This is a genomic window from Hungatella hathewayi WAL-18680, assembly GCF_000235505.1.
GTDB lineage: Bacteria > Bacillota > Clostridia > Lachnospirales > Lachnospiraceae > Hungatella_A > Hungatella_A hathewayi_A.
This window is the reverse complement of sequence record NZ_JH379027.1, coordinates 2,355,216-2,376,286: the sequence shown is the minus strand read 5'-3', so window position 1 is coordinate 2,376,286 and position 21,071 is coordinate 2,355,216. Positions and strand designations below refer to the sequence as shown.

At 45.3% G+C, this 21,071-nt stretch carries 23 protein-coding genes and 1 pseudogene; 18 read left to right on the top strand and 6 right to left on the bottom strand.

The window, feature by feature from the left end:
* The coding region (locus tag HMPREF9473_RS27925) for a hypothetical protein (protein WP_207636794.1) at positions 1 to 226 on the bottom strand (226 nt) is incomplete at its 3' end.
* Between the two features lie 135 nt (positions 227 to 361).
* Here HMPREF9473_RS27925 and HMPREF9473_RS10660 point away from each other — a divergent pair.
* The 6 genes from HMPREF9473_RS10660 to HMPREF9473_RS10630 all read left to right on the top strand — a co-directional run bounded on the left by HMPREF9473_RS10660 (position 362) and on the right by HMPREF9473_RS10630 (position 4,363).
* Positions 362 to 925, top strand: a complete 564-nt coding sequence (locus tag HMPREF9473_RS10660) for a hypothetical protein (protein WP_006780115.1) — start codon at positions 362 to 364, stop codon at positions 923 to 925.
* Between the two features lie 9 nt (positions 926 to 934).
* Positions 935 to 1,666, top strand: a complete 732-nt coding sequence (locus HMPREF9473_RS10655) for a hypothetical protein (protein ID WP_006780114.1) — start codon at positions 935 to 937, stop codon at positions 1,664 to 1,666.
* A gap of 33 nt (positions 1,667 to 1,699) precedes the next feature.
* Positions 1,700 to 2,437 carry a hypothetical protein gene (locus tag HMPREF9473_RS10650; protein ID WP_006780113.1) on the top strand — a complete coding sequence of 246 codons (738 nt, stop codon included), beginning with the start codon at positions 1,700 to 1,702 and terminating at the stop codon, positions 2,435 to 2,437.
* An 85-nt stretch (positions 2,438 to 2,522) separates the two neighbouring features.
* Positions 2,523 to 2,879, top strand: coding sequence for a phage holin (locus HMPREF9473_RS10645; protein WP_006780112.1), 357 nt, complete (start codon positions 2,523 to 2,525; stop codon positions 2,877 to 2,879).
* Positions 2,866 to 3,834, top strand: coding sequence for a peptidoglycan-binding protein (locus tag HMPREF9473_RS26170; RefSeq protein WP_006780111.1), 969 nt, complete (start codon positions 2,866 to 2,868; stop codon positions 3,832 to 3,834). The genes HMPREF9473_RS10645 and HMPREF9473_RS26170 overlap by 14 nt, the downstream gene beginning before the upstream one ends.
* Before the next feature lie 19 nt (positions 3,835 to 3,853).
* Positions 3,854 to 4,363, top strand: coding sequence for a hypothetical protein (locus HMPREF9473_RS10630; RefSeq protein WP_006780110.1), 510 nt, complete (start codon positions 3,854 to 3,856; stop codon positions 4,361 to 4,363).
* Between the two features lie 41 nt (positions 4,364 to 4,404).
* On the opposite strand, the pseudogene HMPREF9473_RS28520 reads toward HMPREF9473_RS10630, so the two are convergent.
* From HMPREF9473_RS28520 to HMPREF9473_RS10625, 4 genes and pseudogenes are all read right to left on the bottom strand, one after another.
* Positions 4,405 to 4,581: pseudogene (locus HMPREF9473_RS28520) on the bottom strand (DUF6718 family protein); the annotation flags it as partial.
* Positions 4,581 to 4,754, bottom strand: coding sequence for an AAA family ATPase (locus tag HMPREF9473_RS28655; protein WP_138669350.1), 174 nt, complete (start codon positions 4,752 to 4,754; stop codon positions 4,581 to 4,583). The gene HMPREF9473_RS28655 and the pseudogene HMPREF9473_RS28520, both read right to left, overlap by 1 nt.
* Positions 4,751 to 4,825, bottom strand: coding sequence for a hypothetical protein (locus HMPREF9473_RS28650; protein ID WP_349674966.1), 75 nt, complete (start codon positions 4,823 to 4,825; stop codon positions 4,751 to 4,753). The genes HMPREF9473_RS28655 and HMPREF9473_RS28650 overlap by 4 nt, the downstream gene beginning before the upstream one ends.
* 41 nt (positions 4,826 to 4,866) lie before the next feature.
* On the bottom strand, positions 4,867 to 5,409 hold the full coding sequence (locus HMPREF9473_RS10625; RefSeq protein WP_006780109.1) for a GNAT family N-acetyltransferase: 543 nt from the start codon (positions 5,407 to 5,409) through the stop codon (positions 4,867 to 4,869).
* A gap of 297 nt (positions 5,410 to 5,706) precedes the next feature.
* Between HMPREF9473_RS10625 and HMPREF9473_RS10620 the strand changes: the two genes are divergently transcribed.
* Positions 5,707 to 5,934 (top strand): hypothetical protein, encoded by a 228-nt coding sequence (locus HMPREF9473_RS10620; protein WP_006780108.1) that lies wholly within the window; start codon positions 5,707 to 5,709, stop codon positions 5,932 to 5,934.
* Between the two features lie 44 nt (positions 5,935 to 5,978).
* Entirely contained in the window at positions 5,979 to 7,127 is a 1,149-nt protein-coding gene (locus HMPREF9473_RS26820) for a phage tail tape measure protein (protein WP_006780107.1), read from the top strand.
* A 580-nt stretch (positions 7,128 to 7,707) separates the two neighbouring features.
* On the opposite strand, the gene HMPREF9473_RS10610 is transcribed toward HMPREF9473_RS26820, so the two are convergent.
* Positions 7,708 to 8,010: a hypothetical protein gene (locus HMPREF9473_RS10610; protein ID WP_006780106.1), complete on the bottom strand. Its 303-nt coding sequence runs from the start codon at positions 8,008 to 8,010 to the stop codon at positions 7,708 to 7,710.
* A 61-nt stretch (positions 8,011 to 8,071) separates the two neighbouring features.
* Here HMPREF9473_RS10610 and HMPREF9473_RS10605 point away from each other — a divergent pair, with 61 nt between their 5' ends.
* From HMPREF9473_RS10605 to HMPREF9473_RS27705, 10 genes are all read left to right on the top strand, one after another.
* Complete coding sequence (locus tag HMPREF9473_RS10605) at positions 8,072 to 12,943, top strand: hypothetical protein (protein WP_034858280.1); 4,872 nt, start codon at positions 8,072 to 8,074, stop codon at positions 12,941 to 12,943.
* Between the two features lie 31 nt (positions 12,944 to 12,974).
* Entirely contained in the window at positions 12,975 to 13,244 is a 270-nt protein-coding gene (locus HMPREF9473_RS10600; protein ID WP_006780104.1) for a hypothetical protein, read from the top strand.
* Between the two features lie 239 nt (positions 13,245 to 13,483).
* Positions 13,484 to 14,929: a glycine-rich domain-containing protein gene (locus tag HMPREF9473_RS27340; RefSeq protein WP_157140215.1), complete on the top strand. Its 1,446-nt coding sequence runs from the start codon at positions 13,484 to 13,486 to the stop codon at positions 14,927 to 14,929.
* A gap of 21 nt (positions 14,930 to 14,950) precedes the next feature.
* On the top strand, positions 14,951 to 15,280 hold the full coding sequence (locus HMPREF9473_RS10585) for a hypothetical protein (protein WP_006780101.1): 330 nt from the start codon (positions 14,951 to 14,953) through the stop codon (positions 15,278 to 15,280).
* A 3-nt stretch (positions 15,281 to 15,283) separates the two neighbouring features.
* Positions 15,284 to 15,397, top strand: a complete 114-nt coding sequence (locus tag HMPREF9473_RS28395; protein WP_278245524.1) for a CD1375 family protein — start codon at positions 15,284 to 15,286, stop codon at positions 15,395 to 15,397.
* 55 nt (positions 15,398 to 15,452) lie between these two features.
* Positions 15,453 to 16,532: a hypothetical protein gene (locus HMPREF9473_RS10580; RefSeq protein WP_006780100.1), complete on the top strand. Its 1,080-nt coding sequence runs from the start codon at positions 15,453 to 15,455 to the stop codon at positions 16,530 to 16,532.
* Positions 16,529 to 17,422, top strand: coding sequence for a hypothetical protein (locus HMPREF9473_RS10575; protein ID WP_006780099.1), 894 nt, complete (start codon positions 16,529 to 16,531; stop codon positions 17,420 to 17,422). The genes HMPREF9473_RS10580 and HMPREF9473_RS10575 overlap by 4 nt, the downstream gene beginning before the upstream one ends.
* Positions 17,423 to 17,433: 11 nt before the next feature.
* Positions 17,434 to 18,903, top strand: a complete 1,470-nt coding sequence (locus HMPREF9473_RS10570; protein ID WP_006780098.1) for a DUF5048 domain-containing protein — start codon at positions 17,434 to 17,436, stop codon at positions 18,901 to 18,903.
* Entirely contained in the window at positions 18,900 to 19,631 is a 732-nt protein-coding gene (locus HMPREF9473_RS26165; protein WP_006780097.1) for a hypothetical protein, read from the top strand. The genes HMPREF9473_RS10570 and HMPREF9473_RS26165 overlap by 4 nt, the downstream gene beginning before the upstream one ends.
* Before the next feature lie 4 nt (positions 19,632 to 19,635).
* Positions 19,636 to 21,071: glycine-rich domain-containing protein (locus HMPREF9473_RS27705; RefSeq protein WP_006780096.1), on the top strand; the 1,436-nt coding region annotated here is incomplete at its 3' end.

The window sequence follows — 21,071 nt, the reverse complement described above, 5'->3', positions numbered from 1 at the left end:
AGCGCTGCAACCAGAGATTCTTCCTTATTAATAAAAATGATTTCAGCAGCAAATACTGCGAGGACTGCAAGACGGAAATCCAGGCGGGAGCGGGATCGAATAAAAAAGCTGAAAAAGCGCGGCGGAAAACAAAATCCGGGCCAGGGGGGACAGGCACTTTCCGGTATGGCCCCTTAAAAGCCAGGAAAATCAAGGGTTTTTGCCATTTCCCCAAAACTTCTTCCAAAACGGGATAATCCCATAAAGGGAAGGCCCTAAACATGCAGGACACCTTCCCACTCGCCAGTGGCGGTGCTGGAAACATTTCCGGCACGGTCCCTGGCATACTGTGAAGAATCAATGGACCTTGAGGAGGTGAGTTATGACTACAACTACATACAATCCGCTTTCTGATATGAATCAGATTAAGGACAGGCTTATCGCCATCATGGGCGAACATGAGGACATTGTCCGCCTGACCGTGCCGGCGGCCGGGACGCCTGGGGAGACGGGAACCGGCAGCTGGTATGGCCATCACTGTTTCGACACTTCATACCTGGAAGGCACCATCACAGACAACAGCTGTGGAATCTATCTGGACACGGTTCTGGCGGCCGTATCACCCGCCGGTGTCAGGGAGGTCACAGTGGAAATCACCGTCGTCTGCCACAGGGACGCTGTCGCATTATCGGAAGAGGAGAAAGCCTTCTGTAACTCCATAGGCATTTACGGCAATCGCGCCGACTGCCTGTGCCAGATGATTCACACTTCCATTCTGTCACAGCCCGCCATGGCAGATTTCATGAAGAGCTATTCCATCAGCTCCATACATCTGTCCGGACAGGAGGCGGTCAGAATTTCCACTCCGGCCCCTGGCTTTTACGGCAAAACACTGGCATACACCTACCACACCGCCTGCCAGACCACCACTGCCGGGAAAGGATAGGGACGGAATATGAACATGTACGCTTCTTTTGATTATCTGTGCAATGAACCATTCTATCTGAATGGCATTGGACATGCCGTATGCCCCACCCTGCGGGATATCCGAAAAATCACTTACCAGCTCTTCTCTCTCTACTTAAGCCTGCTCTCCATGAGCCGGGAAGAATACCTACGCCTTTACGGCCTGCCGGAGAGCTGTGACGATTCCCTTTACCATTTATTGTTGTACGGGAACACACAGCTGCTCTTCGGGATTCTCAGTTTCTTCCTCACCGGGCAGCTTGAGTTTGAGAAGGAAACGGGGTGCTTTGCCATCTACGAGACGGCGGACGGCGGCGGACAAACGCTGGCCGGCCACATCGGGGAGGACAATTTTGAGGAGTTCCGCCTGGAAATGCAGCACATTCTGGGCATCAAAAAACCGGAAGCAACCGGGCCGAAATTCAAAAACAGCCTTGCGCAGAACCTGTTTCAGAAAATGCAGAAGCATACCGAGCAGCTAAAGCAAAAGGCGGATAAGAATTTTGAGCTGGACAACATGGTCCGGAAATACTGCACCAACAACAAGGTGGGCATTTCTATTTTAAATGTATGGGACATGACCTATTATCAATTCACATGCATGTTTGCCGAGTACTGTAACGCCCGGCAGTGTGATTTCAATGACAATATGGCGGCCAATACATTTTCATATAAAAAATCTTCTGATTACCAGCCTATGGAATACATGAAGAGAATCTAACAAACACATTTTTCATTCAAGGAGGATTTATCAATGACAAACGTAAATATGGCAAACAGACAGTGTTGTGACTTAGACATCCGGGACTACAAGACGAAGGCGCCGTGGTTATATGCAGATTTCTGTAACACCACGACCATGGGATTTTCCAGCGAGCCGGTCTACGCGAACAAGAAGGGGCAGAAATGCATCAAATTCGACAATCCGTTAGACGGCACCATCGCCATGACCTTCCAGGTACACCCATTCAAGGTGTACGCCATGTTAAGTGACGGCGAGATTGAGACAAGTGCGGTTATTACAAGAAAAGAAACCATCACCTGCGCCACAGCCGGCTCTCTGACCCTGGCAAATGCACCGGTTGCCGGCACTGTTTTCGTGTATGCGGAGGATGATTTCGGCGGCAAGGCCATCGAGGGAACCGTTGCGGAGAAAATCTTTACGGCGACAACAGATTCCGAACTGGCCGTGGGCACTTCCTACGTGGTTGGCTACCTGGAAAAGAAAGAGTCAGGCGTTAAGAAGGTATCCTTCAACAACAAGAAGGTTCCGAAGGATTTCTACATCCAGATGTCTACACTTGACAAAAATGAGGACGGCGAGCTGGTGCCAATGAGAATCACCGCTTACAAGGCAAGTCCCCAGAGAAGTCTGGACTTATCCTTCTCCTCTGACGGTGACCCGGCAGAGATTACCATTACCTGCAACGCGCTGGTGGATGACAACGGCAACGTGCTGGATATGATTGAGATTAGTGACGAGGCAGAGTAAACTCTGACTGAAATGACGCAACGAGGGCTGAAATATGCCCTCGTTTTTTTACCTGTTATTCGGACAACGGAAGGAGGAAGAATGGATGAGTGATAGAATTTTTGATTTGGTGCTGGCCCTGATTCCCGTGATTGGGGCTGTTGTGACGTACTTTGTGGTTCCCTATCTGAAAGCCGCCGTGGGGAACGCGAAACTGGAACAGTACCGCGAGTGGGCCGGACTGGCTGTGAAATGCGCGGAGATGGTCTGGAGGGAGACGGGACATGGCGGGGATAAGAGGGACTATGTGGCCGGATTTTTGAACCGGATGTTTAACTCGAAGAAAGAGATGCTCTCGGAGGAACAGATACAGGTGCTGATTGAGGCGGCTGTGCAGGAGCTTCAGAGGGAGACGGACAGCCGGTTGGAAAATGGAAGGAAGGTGCCGGATGATGGGAAATGATGTCCATAAGGTGATTGAGATTGCACTGGGGGAAGTTGGGTATCTGGAGAAAGCATCCGATCGTGAATTGTATGACAAGACGGCTAATGCGGGGGACCGGAATTATACCAAATATGGGAAGGAAATGCATGCGATCGAGCCATCCATCATGGATTATCCGGCCCCCTGGTGCGATGCGTTTGTGGACTGGTGCTTTTATCAGGCTTATGGAATTGAGGAGGCGAAGCGGCTGCTGGGCGGCGGGTTTGATGATTATACGGTTGGATCGGCCCGGCTGTATCAGAATATGCAGGCGTGGCACACCGGGAAACCACAGATTGGAGACCAGATATTCTTTCGAAATGCGGTGAGGATTTATCATACGGGGCTTGTGTATGATGTGGACTCTGCTTATGTGTATACGGTGGAGGGAAATACGGGAGGCGGCTCCGGGGTGATAGCCAATGGAGGCGGGGTATGGAAGAAGAAATACCGGCTGGGGGATGCCTCGATTGCGGGGTATGGACGGCCGGGGTATGGGGCTGGGAATGGGAATGGTTCGGAAAGTTCCTCCGTCCCTCTCATTCTGGCCGGACAGATTCACGCCAACAATTTTGCCCAGTGCGGCATTGAGGAAGACGGGATTTACGGTCCGCTCAGTAAGCGGGCAGGAATCAAGGTATTGCAGCGAGCCATGAATCTGGACTACTCCGCCAGACTGACAGAGGATGGCCTGTGGGGGCCCAAAACCCAGGCGGCCCTTGGCAGGCACTATGTCAAATACGGGGAAACCCAGTACATGGTCACCGCCCTGGAAATCCTGCTCCTATTAAAAAGCCGAAACCCAGGCGGTGTCGAATGCCCTGGCGAATTCGGTTCCAACCTAACATCCGCCGTCACCCAATACCAGACAGACCATGGATGGAGCCCCACCGGCATCGCCGATGCCCCGCTCTTCCACTCCCTAACGGTATAGAAAGCAGAACGTGACAGCCATGGATACCATACTGGAACTGTTCAAGCTGGATTTCTCCGCCCTCATCATCGGCATGTTCTATCTTCTCTCCGCCATCATCGCCATGACCACCATCGTCGGCAAGTTTTCCGAACTCATCGGCAAACCCGTCCGCTGGCTGAAAAAGAAACAGGAAGACCACGATCTCCTCATCCAAACCGCCAAAAACCTGGACGCCTTACAGCAAAAACACGAGGAAGACGTCCACCAGTCCATCCGCCACGACGACATGATACGCGAAGATCTAAAAAAGCTGACCGACATGTTCATCGACAAGGAAATCAACGACCTCCGCTGGGAAATCATCAAATTCTCCACCACCATAGCCGAAGGAAAACCCTGCAATAAGGACAGCTATAAGCATTGCATCCGTACTTATGAAAAGTATGAGAAACTGCTGGCTGACAATGATATGGAGAATGGGGAGGTGGAGCTCTCTATGGAATTGATTCAGGAATCTTATAAGGAGAAACTGAAGAATGGATTTTAACATAGAAAAAAGCCGTGGCTGCCACGGCTTTTTCTGTCTTACTAACTACATTGAATCGCCCGATTCATCTGACTAACTTTGTCAATAAATTCTTTCATATCATCAACATAAGAATATGGAGCATATTCGGAATAAATATTCGGGTCATCCAATACAACAATCTGCACACCGTCAGCCCTCAATGCCTCTAATGTTCCCGCAAGGCAACGTACCTCATTTACCGTTTTGCATAATTTAAAATAGACTGCGAATTATAAATCCCAACCTCTCCAAATTGATAACCATCATACATCCTTCGTACATCTTCCGTTAACTCTAGCCCATAATCATTCAATAACTTTTCCGTTTCCGATACCGTCAATCCAAAATAGGATGCATACTGCCGACTCATAACGTATATACTTTCGGATTATTTAACTGTGAAAAAATACTTTCTTTTGTCAACCGCTGGATACCAGTCACCAATACCTGGGATAAAGACTGATTCCCTTTTAACGTGGTTTTCAAATTATAATCCAGTATCTCTTCATTTTAGTTCCATCAACTTCTATCGTTTGCTCGTAAACTCCACCATTGGAAATAATCGTTTTCTCGCTAGCGATGTTCTTTTCATCGCATGTAACAAGAAGTCTTGTTATCCCTAACGCCTTTGCATTTCGTTTGTTCAACCGTAGCATTTCTTTCGCATAACCTTTTCCTCGTTCGGAAGGACGCACAGAGTATCCACAGTGCCCACCCCAGGATCCTAAAATAGGGTGATTGATATGGTGGCGTAAATCAATTATTCCAACAACTTTGTTATCTTCCTTACGAACAGCCATATATGTATGGGATGGCACTTTAGTTCCTGCCTCATGACATGTTTCCTCACTTTTCCTTAGCCTGCATATCCTAACCCATGCTTCGGAGGACTCGCTTTCACCAAGACCTGAACAGCCAGCAAATTGGTCTTCGTTCCCCGCGTCACATTCTATGATTTCTTTGCGAAATTCCCATATATCATCCGCGTACGCATTACTCACTTCAATAAGTTCGATATCACTCATTTTTCTCTCCACAATTCAAATTCCAACTTGTCATTTGCTGCAATATAAACATAATAGCATATAGCTACGAAATTTTCTATTATTATAACTCGTCAACGGTCAAAATGAACAAGTTACGCCCACCGCTTCCAATAACAACTTTAAAGGCTTGGGGGAACATATTTTTTATTCTAACCATTCAAAATTCTTATAAAATAAGGCTTTCCAGCCTCTTCACTTTACTATTTCCAAGACAAGATAATTACATAAAGGGGGCCGTTACTATTAAAAACTCACATTAAAGAAAGGGATAATATTATGATTACATGGATTAAGAAAAAACACTATGAAAACAAGGTCATGCTGGTCTTCTATAAAACCATCGCCAGCCTGTTAAATGAACAGAAAGACATTTTTACTCTTCTCAGCAACCTCTATGTCTCACTGAAAGATACACCAGTGGAGGATTTAAAAAGTGAATTTATCACTGAGCTTGCCAAAATTATTCATGAATCCGCCGAGCAGGAACGTGCTGGGAATGAATAATCGTAACATTCATGAACATTTATGAAAAATGAAAGGAGTTATAAATGGATAATTCAAAGAACGATGCTGATTCCATTTCTATGCTAAAGAAATTGGCAACAAGCAGTCTCTCTTCTGTATGGAATCAGATCAAGAAAATGCCCCACGCTATCCTTGAATTAGATTCCGCAATGACTGATTTGCAGTTAACCACCAACTCAACCGCTACTGAGTTAGAAGTGTTTTACAAACGTTCCAATGAAGTGGCAAAATCTCTGGGTATTTCAACTAGTGCAGTCATTCAGGCCACTACTGACTGGACGAAACTGGGATACTCGATTAAGGAAGCGCAGTCTCTGGCCAAAACTTCATCCATTCTTTCCAGCATTTCACCTGGCATGGATATCAGTAATGCCACAAAAGCGATAGCAAATGCTATGAAGGTTTACGGCATTGAAGCTGGTGATACTTTGGATGGAATTGCAAGTAAAATCAATATTGTGGGCAAATCGCTGTCTATATCGAACCAGGACATCTCTGAAATATTAAATACCTCTGCTACGGCCATGAAGGCCTCCAATATCGGTCTGGAGGAAACGATAGCTCTCGGCACAGCCGCCCAAGCTACTATTCGTGATACCGTGGAAGTTGGCAATGCCCTTAACACCGTGAGTTCACGAATTCAGGGATTTGGTGGCGAAACAAATAACCTCTCTGCCAATCTTGCCCAGTTAAACAGAGATATTTACAATCTAACCAACCATCAGGTTAGTATTCGATTTGACGATAATACTTACAAGGATATTTACACCATTCTTGATGAAATTAATCGGGTATGGGGAAACTTAACAGATTCACAGCGTTTCGGTATTCTATCCGAACTTTTCAGCCCGGAGCAGGCAAATGCAGGCTCTGCCATCATCACCAACTTTGATAAGGCTCGCCAGGCCATAGACCTCATGCAGAATTCCGCCGGAAATGCCATGGCAGAAATGAATGCTGTCTATGACCGTGTAGAGTATAAACTGAATCAGCTTTCGCAGGTAAGTACAGGTATTGCCCAAAATCTATTCTTACAAGATGACATGAAAAACACTGTCGATATACTTATATCACTGGCAAACGTTTTTGGATTTATTACAGAAAAAATTGGATTGTTCGGTACTGCACTTGGCGGCGTAGGTTTAACCGCATTTGTAAAAAACTTCGCTTAACTCTGAAATAAGAGTTACTTAAAAATTGCCTAGGTTTTTAAGTTGGGCTACTATGGGGGAGAAAATGTCATAACGGCGACATATACAATTCCATAGGATGAAAGTTTTAAAATAAAAAGAGGATTAATTGCTTGAAACCATAATACTGATTACGCTACAACGGAGCTGTAAAGCATACGTGAATGCAGCCGAAAGGCAAAAAAGTCAAACCGCTTACACACGGGAATCAGTTATGTATGTGCTAAGAAATAATGCTTATACATATCAAATTGGTAACGAAGCAGCTAGCCATGTCCACGTTGAGTCTTCTATATATAAACCATTGGTAGCAATTACGTTAAATCGTAATGATGGAATAAAATAGATTAAAGACATGGAGTGTTCAGAGAGCACCACTCCTCTCCGCCTGCAAAAGCCATAATTTTGTAGACGGATAATGCATGTTCCAAGGTGTAAGCTATAACTTAATTAACGTTTTATAAGTTAAAAATCACTGTTACAATTATTACAATGCCATTGCTTTCCTACTTTGTTAATGGCAAATACTCCCCATAAGGCTACGGAGCCAGCTTTAGATATGCTAGATATTTTTTTTGTATTTTTTGGAATGGCAATATGGGCATTCAGCATTATTACGATATTGATAAGCTTCCCTTGCCTGTTCTGCTTTATAATTCTCTCTTGCCGCAATAATAGGATTATTTTCCTTTGTACCATAATCCATTTTCAAATCGCACCAAATAAGTTTTGCTGTTTCGTCATTACAAGAAGTCTCTTTTTTAATAAAAGATATGCAAGCAAGCATATCGTCATTAGCAATGGGAATTAAAACTCCTGTTCCAATATTATCATATATATTTTTTTTAGCCTCATTATAATCCATAATAGTTTCTCCTGTCCCATAAGAATTTTACTGATTATCCTAACGACTTTATTATAATCCAATGCAACTGAAAAATCTAGGCATTTCGTTAGGCGCTATCGAAAAATTAGGAGTGATTATAACTCAAATTACTAATTATGATAATATACCCAATAATGTAATGGAAGATTTGAAAGATGTTACTTCTGGTTATTCAAAAGAAGTCATACTTGCTGCCATAAACCAAAAAGTATTTACAGCTGAACAAGCAAAAACAATACTAACAGCTAGGGGTTTAGAAGACGCTGAAATAAAACAAAGAATTGAAATGGCAGAATTAACAGCTACTGAAGGAACTAACATTAGTGTGACCCAGAAACTTTCTCTTGCCTGGCAAGGATTAGCAGCCAAATTAGGTGTTTCCGTTGGTTTCCTTAATGTAGCTGCCGCTGGAATCGCTGCCCTCGCCGCTGGAGTCATAGTATATAAGCAATACCAACAAGCTCAAGAGGAATCCAGACAAGCAGCTCAAGAAGCCGCCAACACTTACATGGATTCTATTACTACCATCGAGAATTATACAGCCAAATATGAAGAATTACACACTGCACTTCTCAAGGCAAAGGGCAACGAAGAAGAGACTTACAATGTAAAAAAGCAGTTACTTGACCTTCAAACAAAACTAAATGATAAATTTGGTGATGAATATGGACGATTGAATCTTGTAACAGATGCTTACAAAAACCATGCTGATGCCATAAAAGCATATAACCAAAATGTAGCAAAAACATTTTTAAATGATATCAGCCGTTCTGACCAAAATAAATCCGTAGACATGATGACTAAGCAAAAGATGTATAACCTGAGCATTGGAGATGTCTCTGGATTTTCAGAAGAAAGCTTGGAATTACAGGATTTAATTAAAAGCTATGAAGATAAGGGAATGACAACTCAAATCAGTTCAGACGGTATGTTATGGATATATCTCAATGCGGACCCAACAAATGCCGAACAAACAATCGATGACTTTATGACCGATGTTCGTAATTTGGCAAAAAAGTTAGGAAATGAACACATTTTTGATGATTTATTAGACACTTCTATATCAGCCAAAGATGATGCGAAAGAAATCATATCGAATTGGGGCGACATATATGAAAAAACTTTACTCGGGGAAATCGCTTATGATAATAGTTTATCTAATGGCATGGAAGAAGCTACTCAAGCCGTTGAAACATATAATGAAGCTCTTTTAAAATCAACTGACCCATACAATGACGCCAATGTTCAAAAAGCTTATAATAATCTTCAAACAGTAAAAAGCAATATACAAGATAGCGGAGAAGAATGGGATAGATATTCTTCTATTCTTAATAAAGTATGGGATTCTGCCAATACAAAAATGTATGACTTAAATGAAGCAGTGCATTCCAACCAGAACGGCATTGGGAAATTTGTTGAAAAGCTAAAAGATGTCGATGATATTGATTTAAAAACAAAAATAGCAGATGAATCTGACAATAATTATATTGAGCTAAAAAAGTATGCTGAAGAATATGGAATGTCTGTTAATGACTTAATCGATGGTCTCACAGAACTGGGATATGTCCAAACTCACGCTACTGAAGAATCTGAATCTCATGCAAAATCTTTTTCAGAACTCTTCTCTTCTCTACCTACGGATAAAATAGAAGAGTATATGGCACTGATTCAAAATGGAACTATCAATGAAAAAACCATATCATCCTATTCCGAATTGTCTGAATTAATGAATCAGACTGGCTTATCTGCCGAAGAATTGTTCAATAAAATCAATGAATTTACATTTGATTCTATTCACGCCTCTATAACAGAACTATCAGGAGCTTTAGAAAAAACCAGAAATGGGGAGCTCTTCTCTTCCGAAGAAATTGCGACTCTCATAGGACACCATACGGATTTGGCTACTTCCATAACAAAAACCGCTGATGGTTATGCCATTGAAAGTTCTGCTATTGAATCTTTGATTTCTGCTTATGGTGATAATGAACGTGCTATGGTTTTATACCAAATGCACAATACACAAAGTGCTATTGATGGCACCAAGACAAGAATCGAACAGTATAAGACAGAATTAAAAATCCTTCTGGAAATGGCAGGTGCTGTAAGCGGTGTTGACAGCTGGGGAGAGATGCTTGGCACCGTGAACGGAAGTGAGCAGGCTGCATACACTAAGTACGGGAAAGAAGCTGTTGATAAAGCAAAAGAATTATCAGCTGCCCAAACACGTTATTCCGTTCAGGAAAAGAAATTACAAAAATTTTCAGAACAGCTAGACCGTATACCAACGTTCCCACAAAAATCCCCTGGCGCCAAATCCACTCCCCAGGAAGAGCAGCCAAAGGAATTCGACTGGATAAAAATCCGCAACGAAAATCTCAAAAAAGAACACGACAACTTTGAAAAGATTTTCAATGACGAAACCAAGTCATACGAGGAACAGTTAGATGCCATTGACAATCTAATTGCCAAAGATGAAGAACGTCTCAAATTCTCCACCGATGCATTATCCACCTATCAGAAGAAATGGGCTGAAGCTTCTGCTAAATTAAAAGAAGAAGACATTACCAATATCAAAAATGGAAATGATTACGTCGGTGAATATACCGGGCAGTATGCAAAAGACCTTCAGGAAGCGGCCGATATCTACAAAGAGATAACCAGCTTCGAGGAGGAGATTGCCAATCTTGACCAGGAGCAGAACGACCACATCCGCAAGCAGGTTGAACTCCGCGGGAAAATCATTGATGCACAGCAGGATGAAATAAAAGGCCGGATGGCTCTTCTTCAGTCCAGAATTGACTTGGTGGAAGCCCAGGGCGGTGTTGTGAGTGAGCGGATGATACAAAGTCAAATTCGTCTCTCTGAGAATTTGATGCGCTCTTACACCGACAAAATCGACAACCTGTACGATCAGATGGAGCATGTTGACCCGGATTCAGCCGCTTACTCTACTCTCCTCGCCCAGATTAATGACTGCGAAGGCGCCATCATTGACTGCAAAATCCAGCAGCAGGAATGGAACGAGAAAATCATGCGGCTCCCCATTGAGCGGATTCAGAAATATTTGAATATGCTGGCCAATATCAAGCAGGATTTGCAGAATTTCCTGGACGAGCAGTCTGCTATGGGGATTAATCCCACGGCTGACCAGCTTCAGCAGCTGTTTGACATTTCCAAGGAGGAAATTAAGAGTCTGCTGGAACAGCAGGAGAAGTTAAAAGGTCTGCTGGAGCAGTACCGTTTTGGCAGCGAGAAGTTCAACGACGTTTCTCAGGAGCTTCAGGATATTGACAACACCATAAGCGGTCTCATCCAGTCCCAGAAAGAATGGAATGCCTCCATTCTCCAGATTCCAGTCGATCAGATGGGTAAACTGAATGACACTCTGAATCTGGTAAGCGGCACTCTTGACAATGTGTTAAGTGATTATGATTCCGCGCTTTCAGCCATCACCGGAGTGATTGACAGGCAGACGGAGTCCCTCGAAGACTTGAAGTCGGCTGCAGAAGAAAGCTATCAGAGCAAAATTGACCCTCTTCAGCAGGAATTGGATTTGCTGCAAAAGCAGAACGAGGAACGCCAGACCCAGCTGGATTTGGAGCAGAGACAGTACGACCTCGACCGGGCCAGAAACCAGAAATCTAATAAGGTCATCCGAAACGGTGAGATGGTATACGAAGCCGACTCCGATGCCATCCGGGATGCCAGCCAGGGGCTTGCCGACGCACAGTACAACAAGCTGGTTCAGGACCTTGGAAACCAGATAACCGCTCTGGAAGAAGAACGCGACAAACTGCTGGAAAGCTACGACACCCAAATCGAGAAGCTGGGCGAAATCAAAGATAAGTGGTCTTCCATTGTCGATGAAATTCAATTGGCTGCTGATGTCTCAAAGGCTGACAACCTTCTCGGCCAGGGATGGCAGGATAAAATCCTGTCCGGAAATGATGACGATATCTACAAATTATTCAAAGGTCTCTACGAGAACACCTCCAGCCAGAAATCCCAGCTGGAAGAACAGACTGCGTCTAACGAACGCATCGCAGAGATGATGAACCAGTTTGTCACAAGGTATCAGGAAGGCTCCATTTCCTATGAGCAGGCCATGGCCGGAATCCGGGAATTGTCCGAGCAGATGAAGGATGGCTATTCCAGCCTTGAGCAGTTAAACGCCCTGTTGGGCCTAAACGGCGTCGATAATCTGGAATCCCTGCTCCAGAATATGCAGACCAGCGCCAATGCCTCCGTAAACCAGTTTTCCGACTATATGGAAATCGTGAAAGCCAACGCCGACGCCATGAATCAGTATACTTCCTCCTGGGAGGAAATGCAGCAGAATATCAAAGACCAGATTGCCGCATTGAAAAGGCTGGCCGAGGAAGCTGCCAAAGCCGCTGAAGTTGTTAAAACCTATGTTTCCAATGATAGAAATGACAGTTCCAGTGGTTCCCGTGGCCCCAATGTCAACGATAACCATTACGTATCCAGCGGTCCCGGCCACACAGCGGAAGCGCTGGCCGACGCCATTGCCGGCAGAAAAGAAATTCTGGAATACCACTCCGGCGGATTGGTTGGTGCAAAAGAGACTCCCAGCCGGTATATCGGTCTCCTCTCCTCCAAAAATCTTTCCAAGGATGAGGTATATGGGAAGTTACTGAAAAGGGAATGGGTCTTAACCGAGGAGCAGCAAAGAATTCTTGACGCCAATGTTCAATCCATCCTGAAAGCATCTTCCGTACCTATGCTCAACACTGGCAGCAATCTGTCTTATCTTGCGGAAAAATCGTCCCCCAGCATCAACATTACCATGGGTGATACGATACTTGAAAATGTCTCAAGGCCGGATGAATTTGCCCGCGCCCTGGCAACGCAATTCCGCCCGCTGCTGCGCCAGGAGATGAGTAAACTATGATAATTTATGATGAAAGGAAGGGGTGATCTCCATGAACAATACCGATTATTCCAATGCGATTAAGCAGATGACGCAGTCACTGGTTGAGGCATTTGGGAAAAAGGATAAATCTGATAAAACATTTACGGCAAAAGTTACCGTGGTATACGGAACTAAATGCAAAGTTTTATATTCCGGCAATACCTATACCGTCTCCTCTTCTATCCCCTGCTCGGTTGGGGATATAGTAAGGGTGTGCGCTCCATGCAATAACTGGCAGGATTTATTTGTTGTGGAAAATAAAACTGGGAATAATCTGTGATATTGATTTGTTGCACCTATAGCAAACCAGATTTTTTATGTGTAGTTCATATAATATTAATTATGACTACAATATCTCCCTGTTTTTTCCCATAATATATGTTTCTAGTTTATAAATGCCAACCATATCATAAGTACAGCTATTAAATATAACTACATTAAACCAGCTTTCGCCTCCTTTTAGTTCATATAATTAATATTATATGAACTTAGTGAATACAAGGAGGTTAATAATCGAATATGGGAGATATTTATATTGCATTAAATGGCGGAGGCGGTATTACTTCGGATGAAGTTACGGTTACTTCTGCCAACGTATTACAGGGGAAAACATTTGTTGGAGCTGACACGGATGATGAAATTGGAATCGGTACTATGCCAAATAATCCGGCACAAAACGTATCGCTGAATTGTGGACAAAGCGTCACGATACCACTGGGATATAATCCTGGTAGTATTATAACAGCCAACAGCCTTGCCAGTCAAACAGGTGGAGTTACGGCCGATGACTCGAAGGTACTCTCCTCTTATACCTATTGGAAAGATGGTATTAAAAGGACTGGAAATCTATCCGTAACATCCGTAGTGTCTTTTAACGCAGCCCAGTACTCAAATTTGACTTTGATTGCAAGCTGGGCGAAACCGTCAAAGGGACCGTGGTCCGGATTACGCGTGATGTGCAAACAGGGTGGTTATCCGGCAAATGCTAACGATGGTACTTTGTTCTATGAAGGCAGTGGGACTTCAGCAACAAAATCATTAGCTTCTGGAACGTGGTATTTCAGAGCATGGAATTATCTTACAACAAGTACAGGAAGAATGTACGGAGGTTATTCGGATAAAACAGTATCCAATAATCAAGTGAAAGGTCAACAAACGTTTACATCTTCTGGTGTATTCGTTGTGCCTGCTAACGTATATTCCATAGATGTATTTTGCGTTGGTGGTGGCGGAGGCGGTGCAACTGCCAATTCCTGGGTACTGGGAAATAATCATGGTGGTGGTAGTGGATATACGAATACTGCCAAAAATGTTTCTGTTATTCCTGACCAAAAAATTTCAGTTTCGATTGGAATTGGAGGCAGCGCCGGAAAATATAAAGACCCTTATGGTAAAAACGGTGGTACTACATCTGTTAATGGAATATGCAGTGCATCTGGAGGTGAGGGTGGTTCAAATCAGCCAACTTATCCTCTCCGAGCTGGAGCTGGCGGTTCAGGAGGAGGTGCTTCTGGATATGTAAAAACTTCCGACTATGTTGACAAAGCATCCCACGCTGGGGTCGGTGGATCAGATGGTTCTGATGGCGCACAGGTACTTGTTTTTGACCAAAATGGCGGTCCTGGCGAAGTTCCACGATATGAGGTTTCTCAATGGACAGGAATAGGTCAACATAAAACAACCAGAGCCTTTGGTGAAAGCTCTGGAGCATTATATTCCGGTGGTGGCGGTGGCGGATACGTTTATGACTATGCGTCTTATAGCGACGATAGTGCCACTGCTAAAGCAGCTCCTGGTGGAAGTGGCGGCGGTGGCGCTGGAGCAGATGCCTGGGGAACTGCCGGTAATGGCTCTGCAAATACTGGCGGTGGCGGTGGCGCTGGAACTGGCGGCAGAACTAACGGAGGTCGAGTCGATGGTGGTAACGGAGGCAGTGGTATCGCCATCATTAGATGGGGTTATTAAAAGAAAAGGAAGGTTAAAAATATGATTGTACATCAGGTATACGCAATGATTTATGAAGAAGAAGTTAAAAACGTCTTCGTCTGCGACAACTACGAAATGGCTAACTATCTCGCCCGTGCTACCTACGGCGATGATGCATTTTCAGTAGATTGTCTGCAGTATCCATGTCAAATTGGAGACAAATACATAGATAACCGGTTCTACAAATCCGATGGAACCACTCTCATCGAGTACGTTCCAACCCAGGAACAGCAGGTGGAACAATTGAATCGGGCAAATGTAGCTTTACAGGACGAACTGACAAATTCACAGTTGGCACTAACCGAATTATACGAAGGATTGGGGGTATAAGCAATGGCAAAGGTATATGCAGATTTAATCCGCAAAGGTCTCAAAACGCTGGACCAGGTTCCGAAAAAAATCAGAGAAGAGGTACGCGCATTAATCCATGATAACGAAATCAAGTAACAGGGGGCCGGTTCGGCCCCTTTTCGCATTTCCCACTACTATCAGGAGGTGAAATATGCAAGCATCAATCTACCATATAGCTCCATTCGATGCTGAGATCGGTGGAACTATCAAATTCAACTGGCAGGGCAATCAGTTTTTTAAGAATCGGTGCATCATCAAGAAAAACGAAACAAACGAAGTGGTATACGACAAAACCGTCGATTCCTTCAAATATGAGCATGTTATCGACATCTCAGAAGCCCACTTGGTGAATGGCGAAAAATACAACGCCTTTATCACCGTATTTGACAAAGACGGAGCCGAATCCGACATTCAGGCCATCGGAGAACATTTCCTGTGTCTGAAAACGCCCTCATTCCAGTTTACAAACATCACAAACGGACAGGTAATCTCCACATCCTCTTACCAGTTTATCCTAAGCTACTCCCAGGAAAACGGGGAATTGCTGGACTCCTGGGCCATTTCCGTTTACACCAGGTCCCACACCCTGCTGTCCACGTCCGGCCTCAACTATCAGACGGATTCCATGGAATACACCTTTTCCGGATTCTCAAACAAGAACGAGTACAGCATCAAGGCCACCGGCCGGACCGTAAACGGTATCGATGTGGAGACGGATTTCATCAACATTTCCATCTCATACAGTATCCGTGACGTCTTCTCGCTGTTGGAGCCGGTGAATTTAAAAGACATCGGCGCCATCAACATCCGTTCCAATATTGTCTCCTCGGAGGGACATTTAAAGAACACTCCCGCCGTCTATTTAGACAATGAGGCCATCGACTTGCGGGACAATGAGCTGACATACCAGGAAGGATTTTCATTTAGCGGTGACTTTTCAAAAGTCATCCTTTTCTACGGATGTGACTACAACAAAGAATTCCTGTATCTCTACGCCGATGACCCGGATAAGCTTAGCGGCACCGTCACATACCGTGTGGGGCACTTTGGAACATCCGCCATGCGCGCATGTTACGAACTGAGAACCAACAGTAACGGCGTCCATTCCGTTTATTACAGCAATATCATCGATATCCCTGAGGAATTGGACAAAATCGGTCTCTGCATCACGAGAATCAACGGTTTCTACAACTTGCAGGCAGCAAATTTAGGAAAGGTGGTGGCTGCATGATATTAGGTTCCACATTTGCCGGCTCCGGTTCTGCCGTCTCCTACGCGACTGCTAAGGAAGCGGCGGTGACTTCCTTTACTTTAACCGGCATGGTACTGGATGAACTGTACGCGACAAAAGACAGTTTAATCAACTTCAATTGGAACATCCCTTCCGATTGGACCTTTAACACATATTTACATGCACTCTATCAAAATGATGTCTACGCCGGAAATGTCAGCTTTTCCGAGAGCATCGTTCAGAAAATAAAAATCAAGAAACGTTACAAAGGTGATTTTGCCTGGAAAACTATCTATGAGAAAGAAATTCACAGCAACGAAGACTTTGCCATCGAATTCTACGACTACTACTCTCCGTCCGGAAAAGAGATTGAATATGCCTATGTGGCCGTTATTTCCGGCGCGGATACGGACACCATTTCCACATCGGTGTACTCGGAGTTTGAGTGCTATTTTATCTGCGACAGAAATGCAAGCTATCCCATGATTCTGGATACCAGCAACACCATCACCTACAACAAAGAGTCCCAGACCATCATTTCCCCAGGGTGCAGATATCCTTATGTGGTAAACAATGGGATTGCCCGCTACTATTCCGGCACGCTGACCGCGACATTCATCGAGCTTGGACAGGACGGCTACGATGTGGAAAACGGATGGAGTTATCGAAACCAAATCGACCAGTTTCTATCCGACGGAAAGCCGAAAATCCTGAAATCATTTGAAGGCGACATGTACATGGTCAATGTGGTCGGCAGTCTGTCCCGGGCGGAAAATGGCCACTATCAGAACATTTCCCACTCCATCGAATGGATGGAATGCGGCGACCCAACAAGAATCGCCGACCTGTATGACAAGGGCTTCATCGATACCGATATCGATAGAGAGTAGGTGACAACGCTATGAATATTTCAAATAATGCAGACTTTCGTCTGATACAGCAGACGCCGAAAGATGTATTTGTCAAAGTGGAATTGTTGAATAAACAGTTCAAGATTCTGGAATCGCTGAATACCAACCTGATTTCCGACAATCTAAATGTGGACAGCGAATCCAAACAGCGCCGGACCTACTCCTGCAATCTTCACGTCACGAACAGCAGCTTCGTGGTCGGGGAGGACCGGAAAATATGGCTGGACAAATACATCCGCATTTACTATGGCATTAAATCGATCCGAACCGGCGATATCACCTGGTGGCTGATTGGCACCTTCACCTATATTGACATGAATTATACCTACAATTCCACAGACAATACGCTCTCACTTTCCTGTGGAGATTTGATGAGCGATTATGACGGCACCAAGGACGGCGTGATTGGCGGCTACTCTATCACCATCCCGGCCGGACAGGATATCCGGGAAAGTGTCATCGCTCTCATCAAGGAGGCCGGCATCACCAGATATACGGTGGAGGATATTGGAAAGGAAATCCCCTACGATTTAGAGTTCAGTGATTCCGTGACCTACTGTGACGTATGGAGCAAAATCTGCGAGCTCTATGATTCCTGGGAGTTCTTCTTCAGCCCGGATGGGACTTTTATCTGGCGGGAAATTCCCACCGGATATACGGAGCCCTGCGTGATGGATGACACGGTTTTGCAGGAGATTTATGTCAATGAATCGCTGAACACGAGTTTTTCCGGCATCTACAATGTGACTGAGGTTTGGGGAAAAGTCCTGGAACTTGACAAAAATGACCGATACGCGGAGTCGTCCACATTTTCAGATGGAAACTATCATATTGAACTGGAGGGCGTCACATCCCTGGATTATTTAAACCATCTGGACCGCATCGCCATCAACATCTGCTCTGACAGCCCTGCCGGGGCAGGTGTCAGCATTAACGGACTGGAGCCCCTTCCCATAGTAAATGATGACGGCTCCGCCATTTTGGACGGACGGATGAAGGCAGACACCACGTATGTATTTTCCTACCGCAGAAATCTTGGCGGGACGATTCGGAATTGTCTCTATCTGCTTGGGCAGTACCAGGCATACGCCGTCTACGAGGAGACCAATCCGGAATGTCCTTTTTCCACGCCCAGGCTGGGCTATGAGATTCGACGGAGGGAGACCTACGAGCAGTTATATTCCGATGACCTCTGTTACAACCAGGCCGAATATCTGACCTATCAGACCACCGCCATGATGGACACGGTGACCCTGGATTTGTTGATTGTTCCATGGCTTGACGTCAACCAGAAAATCAGCTACACGCCAAAATCCACGGGAGTTACCAGCCAGTATATGATTAAAAATTTGTCATGGTCGACTCTGAATGGAACCATGACGTTAACTCTCTATCGCTTTTTGGAGAGTTTTTCTTATGTAAAAAACAAAATATCCGCAAGAGACAGGAGGATTTCATGAGTTACACGTTAGAAGCAAAAACAGGAAAATATATCGACACCCCGCTGACCAATTTCCCGGTAAGCGAGGATGTCTGGAACCGAATGATGGATGTCACCAGCAGCTTGATGCCGTTGGTGACACAGTATAATGAGTATTTCAAACAGGGAAATGTCACGGCCTGCAACGCGCTGGTCGAAAGTAATCCGGCGCTCAAGGATTGCTTTTTTGATGCGGAGAAGTTCAACTGGATGCGTGATGCAATCATCGCCGTGCAGAGATATTTCTTAGAAGATGTGGAGCAGCTGATTGAAGATACCGCGCAGAATGCCTTGGGCATCAATGACAATCCGACCGTGGAGCAGGCCAGTATTGTCTCCTACTCCGCAGAGAAGGTGAACCAGCTGTTGGAAAACATATCGGAGCTTTCCGGCCAGGCAACAGAGACTCTGAATGAGAAAATCGACCGGCTGCACAATCACCGCACCATTACCTTGACAGCCGCAGGGTGGAGCGATACCTACCCTTATACACAGACAGTGGAAGTCCCTGGTATCACCGCCAATGACAGTATCAAAGTGATTGACATTTATGCCGATGCGGACACTACCCTGGAGGAAATTAAGTCCTACAAGAAAGCCGCCGGCCTTTTGATGCACAGCACAGGCGGGGTGACCGATGGGAAGCTGACATTCAAAGCCTACAAGAAGCCGGCTGTCGATTTCCAGATTATGACGGAAGGAGCGTGAGAATATGGGAAATATATGCATTAATATTGGTGGCGGCGGAGGCATCACCTCGGACGACGTCACCACGACAAGAGACAACGTATTGACAGGCTTTAAAACCCTGATGAAAGACAGCAACGATGAGCCGGTAGAAGGCACAATTCCTGTCTATCACGGAAATGTGAAAGCGGAGGCTGTCTATCTGGATGACAATCAAGTGACCTTCAGCTCTCCTTATGGGTATAGCAGATTCCTTGAGGATTCGGAGGATATGAGAACCTATCGAACTTACGGGGAATTGGCAGGCGCTTTGGGGTTGAACGCCAATAAAGTGGCAGTCAACAATACCGTACTTGGCGTTGCCGGAACCTATAAAGGACTCGGCAATGCAACAGCCGCCCAGGTGTTATCCGGATATACCTTTTCCTCATCCAATATCAGCAATGGAACCGGGACCTTATCCATTTCGTCCGTAGTGTCTTTTAGGATAGCCCAGTATTCGAATCTCACCCTGATAGCGAGCTGGGCGTTACCGAGCAGAGGTCCGTGGTCCGGAATCAGAGTTGTCTGTAAACAGGGCGGTTATCCGTCCAACGCCAACGATGGAACCCTCTTCTATGAAGGCTCCGGAACAAGCGCCTACAAAACCCTGGCCGCTGGTGTATGGTATTTCACGGCATGGAATTATATTACAACCAATACCGGGAGATTATATGGTAGTTATGTGCAGGCATCCGCAAATAATGTGGTCGTACATGGACAACAGGTCTTTACATCATCCGGAACCTTTACTGTGCCTACCGGCATTACTTCTATTGATTTATTCGGAGTTGGCGGTGGTTGTGGCGGTCATGCATACAGAACTAACGCTGATGAGTCTGATGGAATCGCTGGCGGCGGTGGTGGTGGGTACACAACAACCGTACGTAATCTAAGTGTTGCTCCTGGTCAGGTTTTAAATATTAATATAGGAGCAGGCGGTGCTGGCGGAATTGTTCCATCTCGAAAACCTTGGGACCCATTAAAAGCTAGTTCCGGTGGCAATACCACGATATCCAGAAATGGTGCTGAACTATTAGCGGCTGCTGGCGGTCAGTCATATGCTCCATGGGGAATTAATGCTCCATCTACAATATATGGAAGCAATGGTGGTTCCGGTGGCGGCGGTGGCGGAAGGAGCATTACTGCACATGGCGGTTATGATGGTTCTGATGGGCAGGGTACTGCCAGCTATGTAGGAAAGGGACAACACACAACTACAAGAGCATTTGCCGAATCATCGAACACTCTTTATGCCGGTGGCGGTGGATGTGGCGCTCAATCCAGATCCGGTGGTAATGGTGGTGCTGGCGGCGGTGGTAATGGACAAAGCTATTCAAATTACGGTACCGCCGGTGTCGCAGGAACCGGCGGCGGTGGCGGCGGTGGTGTCAATGCCAGTGGTTCTCCCGGTGGCGGAGG

What these genes read in the sequence shown, in the direction of transcription:
- HMPREF9473_RS10655 (WP_006780114.1), top strand. Translation starts at nt 935, where the DNA reads ATGAACATGTACGCTTCTTTTGATTATCTGTGCAATGAACCATTCTAT.
- HMPREF9473_RS10645 (WP_006780112.1), top strand. Translation starts at nt 2,523, where the DNA reads ATGAGTGATAGAATTTTTGATTTGGTGCTGGCCCTGATTCCCGTGATT.
- HMPREF9473_RS10625 (WP_006780109.1), bottom strand. Translation starts at nt 5,409, where the DNA reads ATGAGTGATATCGAACTTATTGAAGTGAGTAATGCGTACGCGGATGAT.
- HMPREF9473_RS26165 (WP_006780097.1), top strand. Translation starts at nt 18,900, where the DNA reads ATGAGTTACACGTTAGAAGCAAAAACAGGAAAATATATCGACACCCCG.
- HMPREF9473_RS10620 (WP_006780108.1), top strand. Translation starts at nt 5,707, where the DNA reads ATGATTACATGGATTAAGAAAAAACACTATGAAAACAAGGTCATGCTG.
- HMPREF9473_RS28395 (WP_278245524.1), top strand. Translation starts at nt 15,284, where the DNA reads ATGGCAAAGGTATATGCAGATTTAATCCGCAAAGGTCTCAAAACGCTG.
- HMPREF9473_RS10570 (WP_006780098.1), top strand. Translation starts at nt 17,434, where the DNA reads ATGAATATTTCAAATAATGCAGACTTTCGTCTGATACAGCAGACGCCG.
- HMPREF9473_RS10575 (WP_006780099.1), top strand. Translation starts at nt 16,529, where the DNA reads ATGATATTAGGTTCCACATTTGCCGGCTCCGGTTCTGCCGTCTCCTAC.
- HMPREF9473_RS10585 (WP_006780101.1), top strand. Translation starts at nt 14,951, where the DNA reads ATGATTGTACATCAGGTATACGCAATGATTTATGAAGAAGAAGTTAAA.
- HMPREF9473_RS10610 (WP_006780106.1), bottom strand. Translation starts at nt 8,010, where the DNA reads ATGGATTATAATGAGGCTAAAAAAAATATATATGATAATATTGGAACA.
- HMPREF9473_RS26820 (WP_006780107.1), top strand. Translation starts at nt 5,979, where the DNA reads ATGGATAATTCAAAGAACGATGCTGATTCCATTTCTATGCTAAAGAAA.
- HMPREF9473_RS10630 (WP_006780110.1), top strand. Translation starts at nt 3,854, where the DNA reads ATGGATACCATACTGGAACTGTTCAAGCTGGATTTCTCCGCCCTCATC.
- HMPREF9473_RS10650 (WP_006780113.1), top strand. Translation starts at nt 1,700, where the DNA reads ATGACAAACGTAAATATGGCAAACAGACAGTGTTGTGACTTAGACATC.
- HMPREF9473_RS10600 (WP_006780104.1), top strand. Translation starts at nt 12,975, where the DNA reads ATGAACAATACCGATTATTCCAATGCGATTAAGCAGATGACGCAGTCA.
- HMPREF9473_RS10660 (WP_006780115.1), top strand. Translation starts at nt 362, where the DNA reads ATGACTACAACTACATACAATCCGCTTTCTGATATGAATCAGATTAAG.
- HMPREF9473_RS10605 (WP_034858280.1), top strand. Translation starts at nt 8,072, where the DNA reads ATGCAACTGAAAAATCTAGGCATTTCGTTAGGCGCTATCGAAAAATTA.
- HMPREF9473_RS27340 (WP_157140215.1), top strand. Translation starts at nt 13,484, where the DNA reads ATGGGAGATATTTATATTGCATTAAATGGCGGAGGCGGTATTACTTCG.
- HMPREF9473_RS26170 (WP_006780111.1), top strand. Translation starts at nt 2,866, where the DNA reads ATGATGGGAAATGATGTCCATAAGGTGATTGAGATTGCACTGGGGGAA.
- HMPREF9473_RS10580 (WP_006780100.1), top strand. Translation starts at nt 15,453, where the DNA reads ATGCAAGCATCAATCTACCATATAGCTCCATTCGATGCTGAGATCGGT.
- HMPREF9473_RS28655 (WP_138669350.1), bottom strand. Translation starts at nt 4,754, where the DNA reads ATGAGTCGGCAGTATGCATCCTATTTTGGATTGACGGTATCGGAAACG.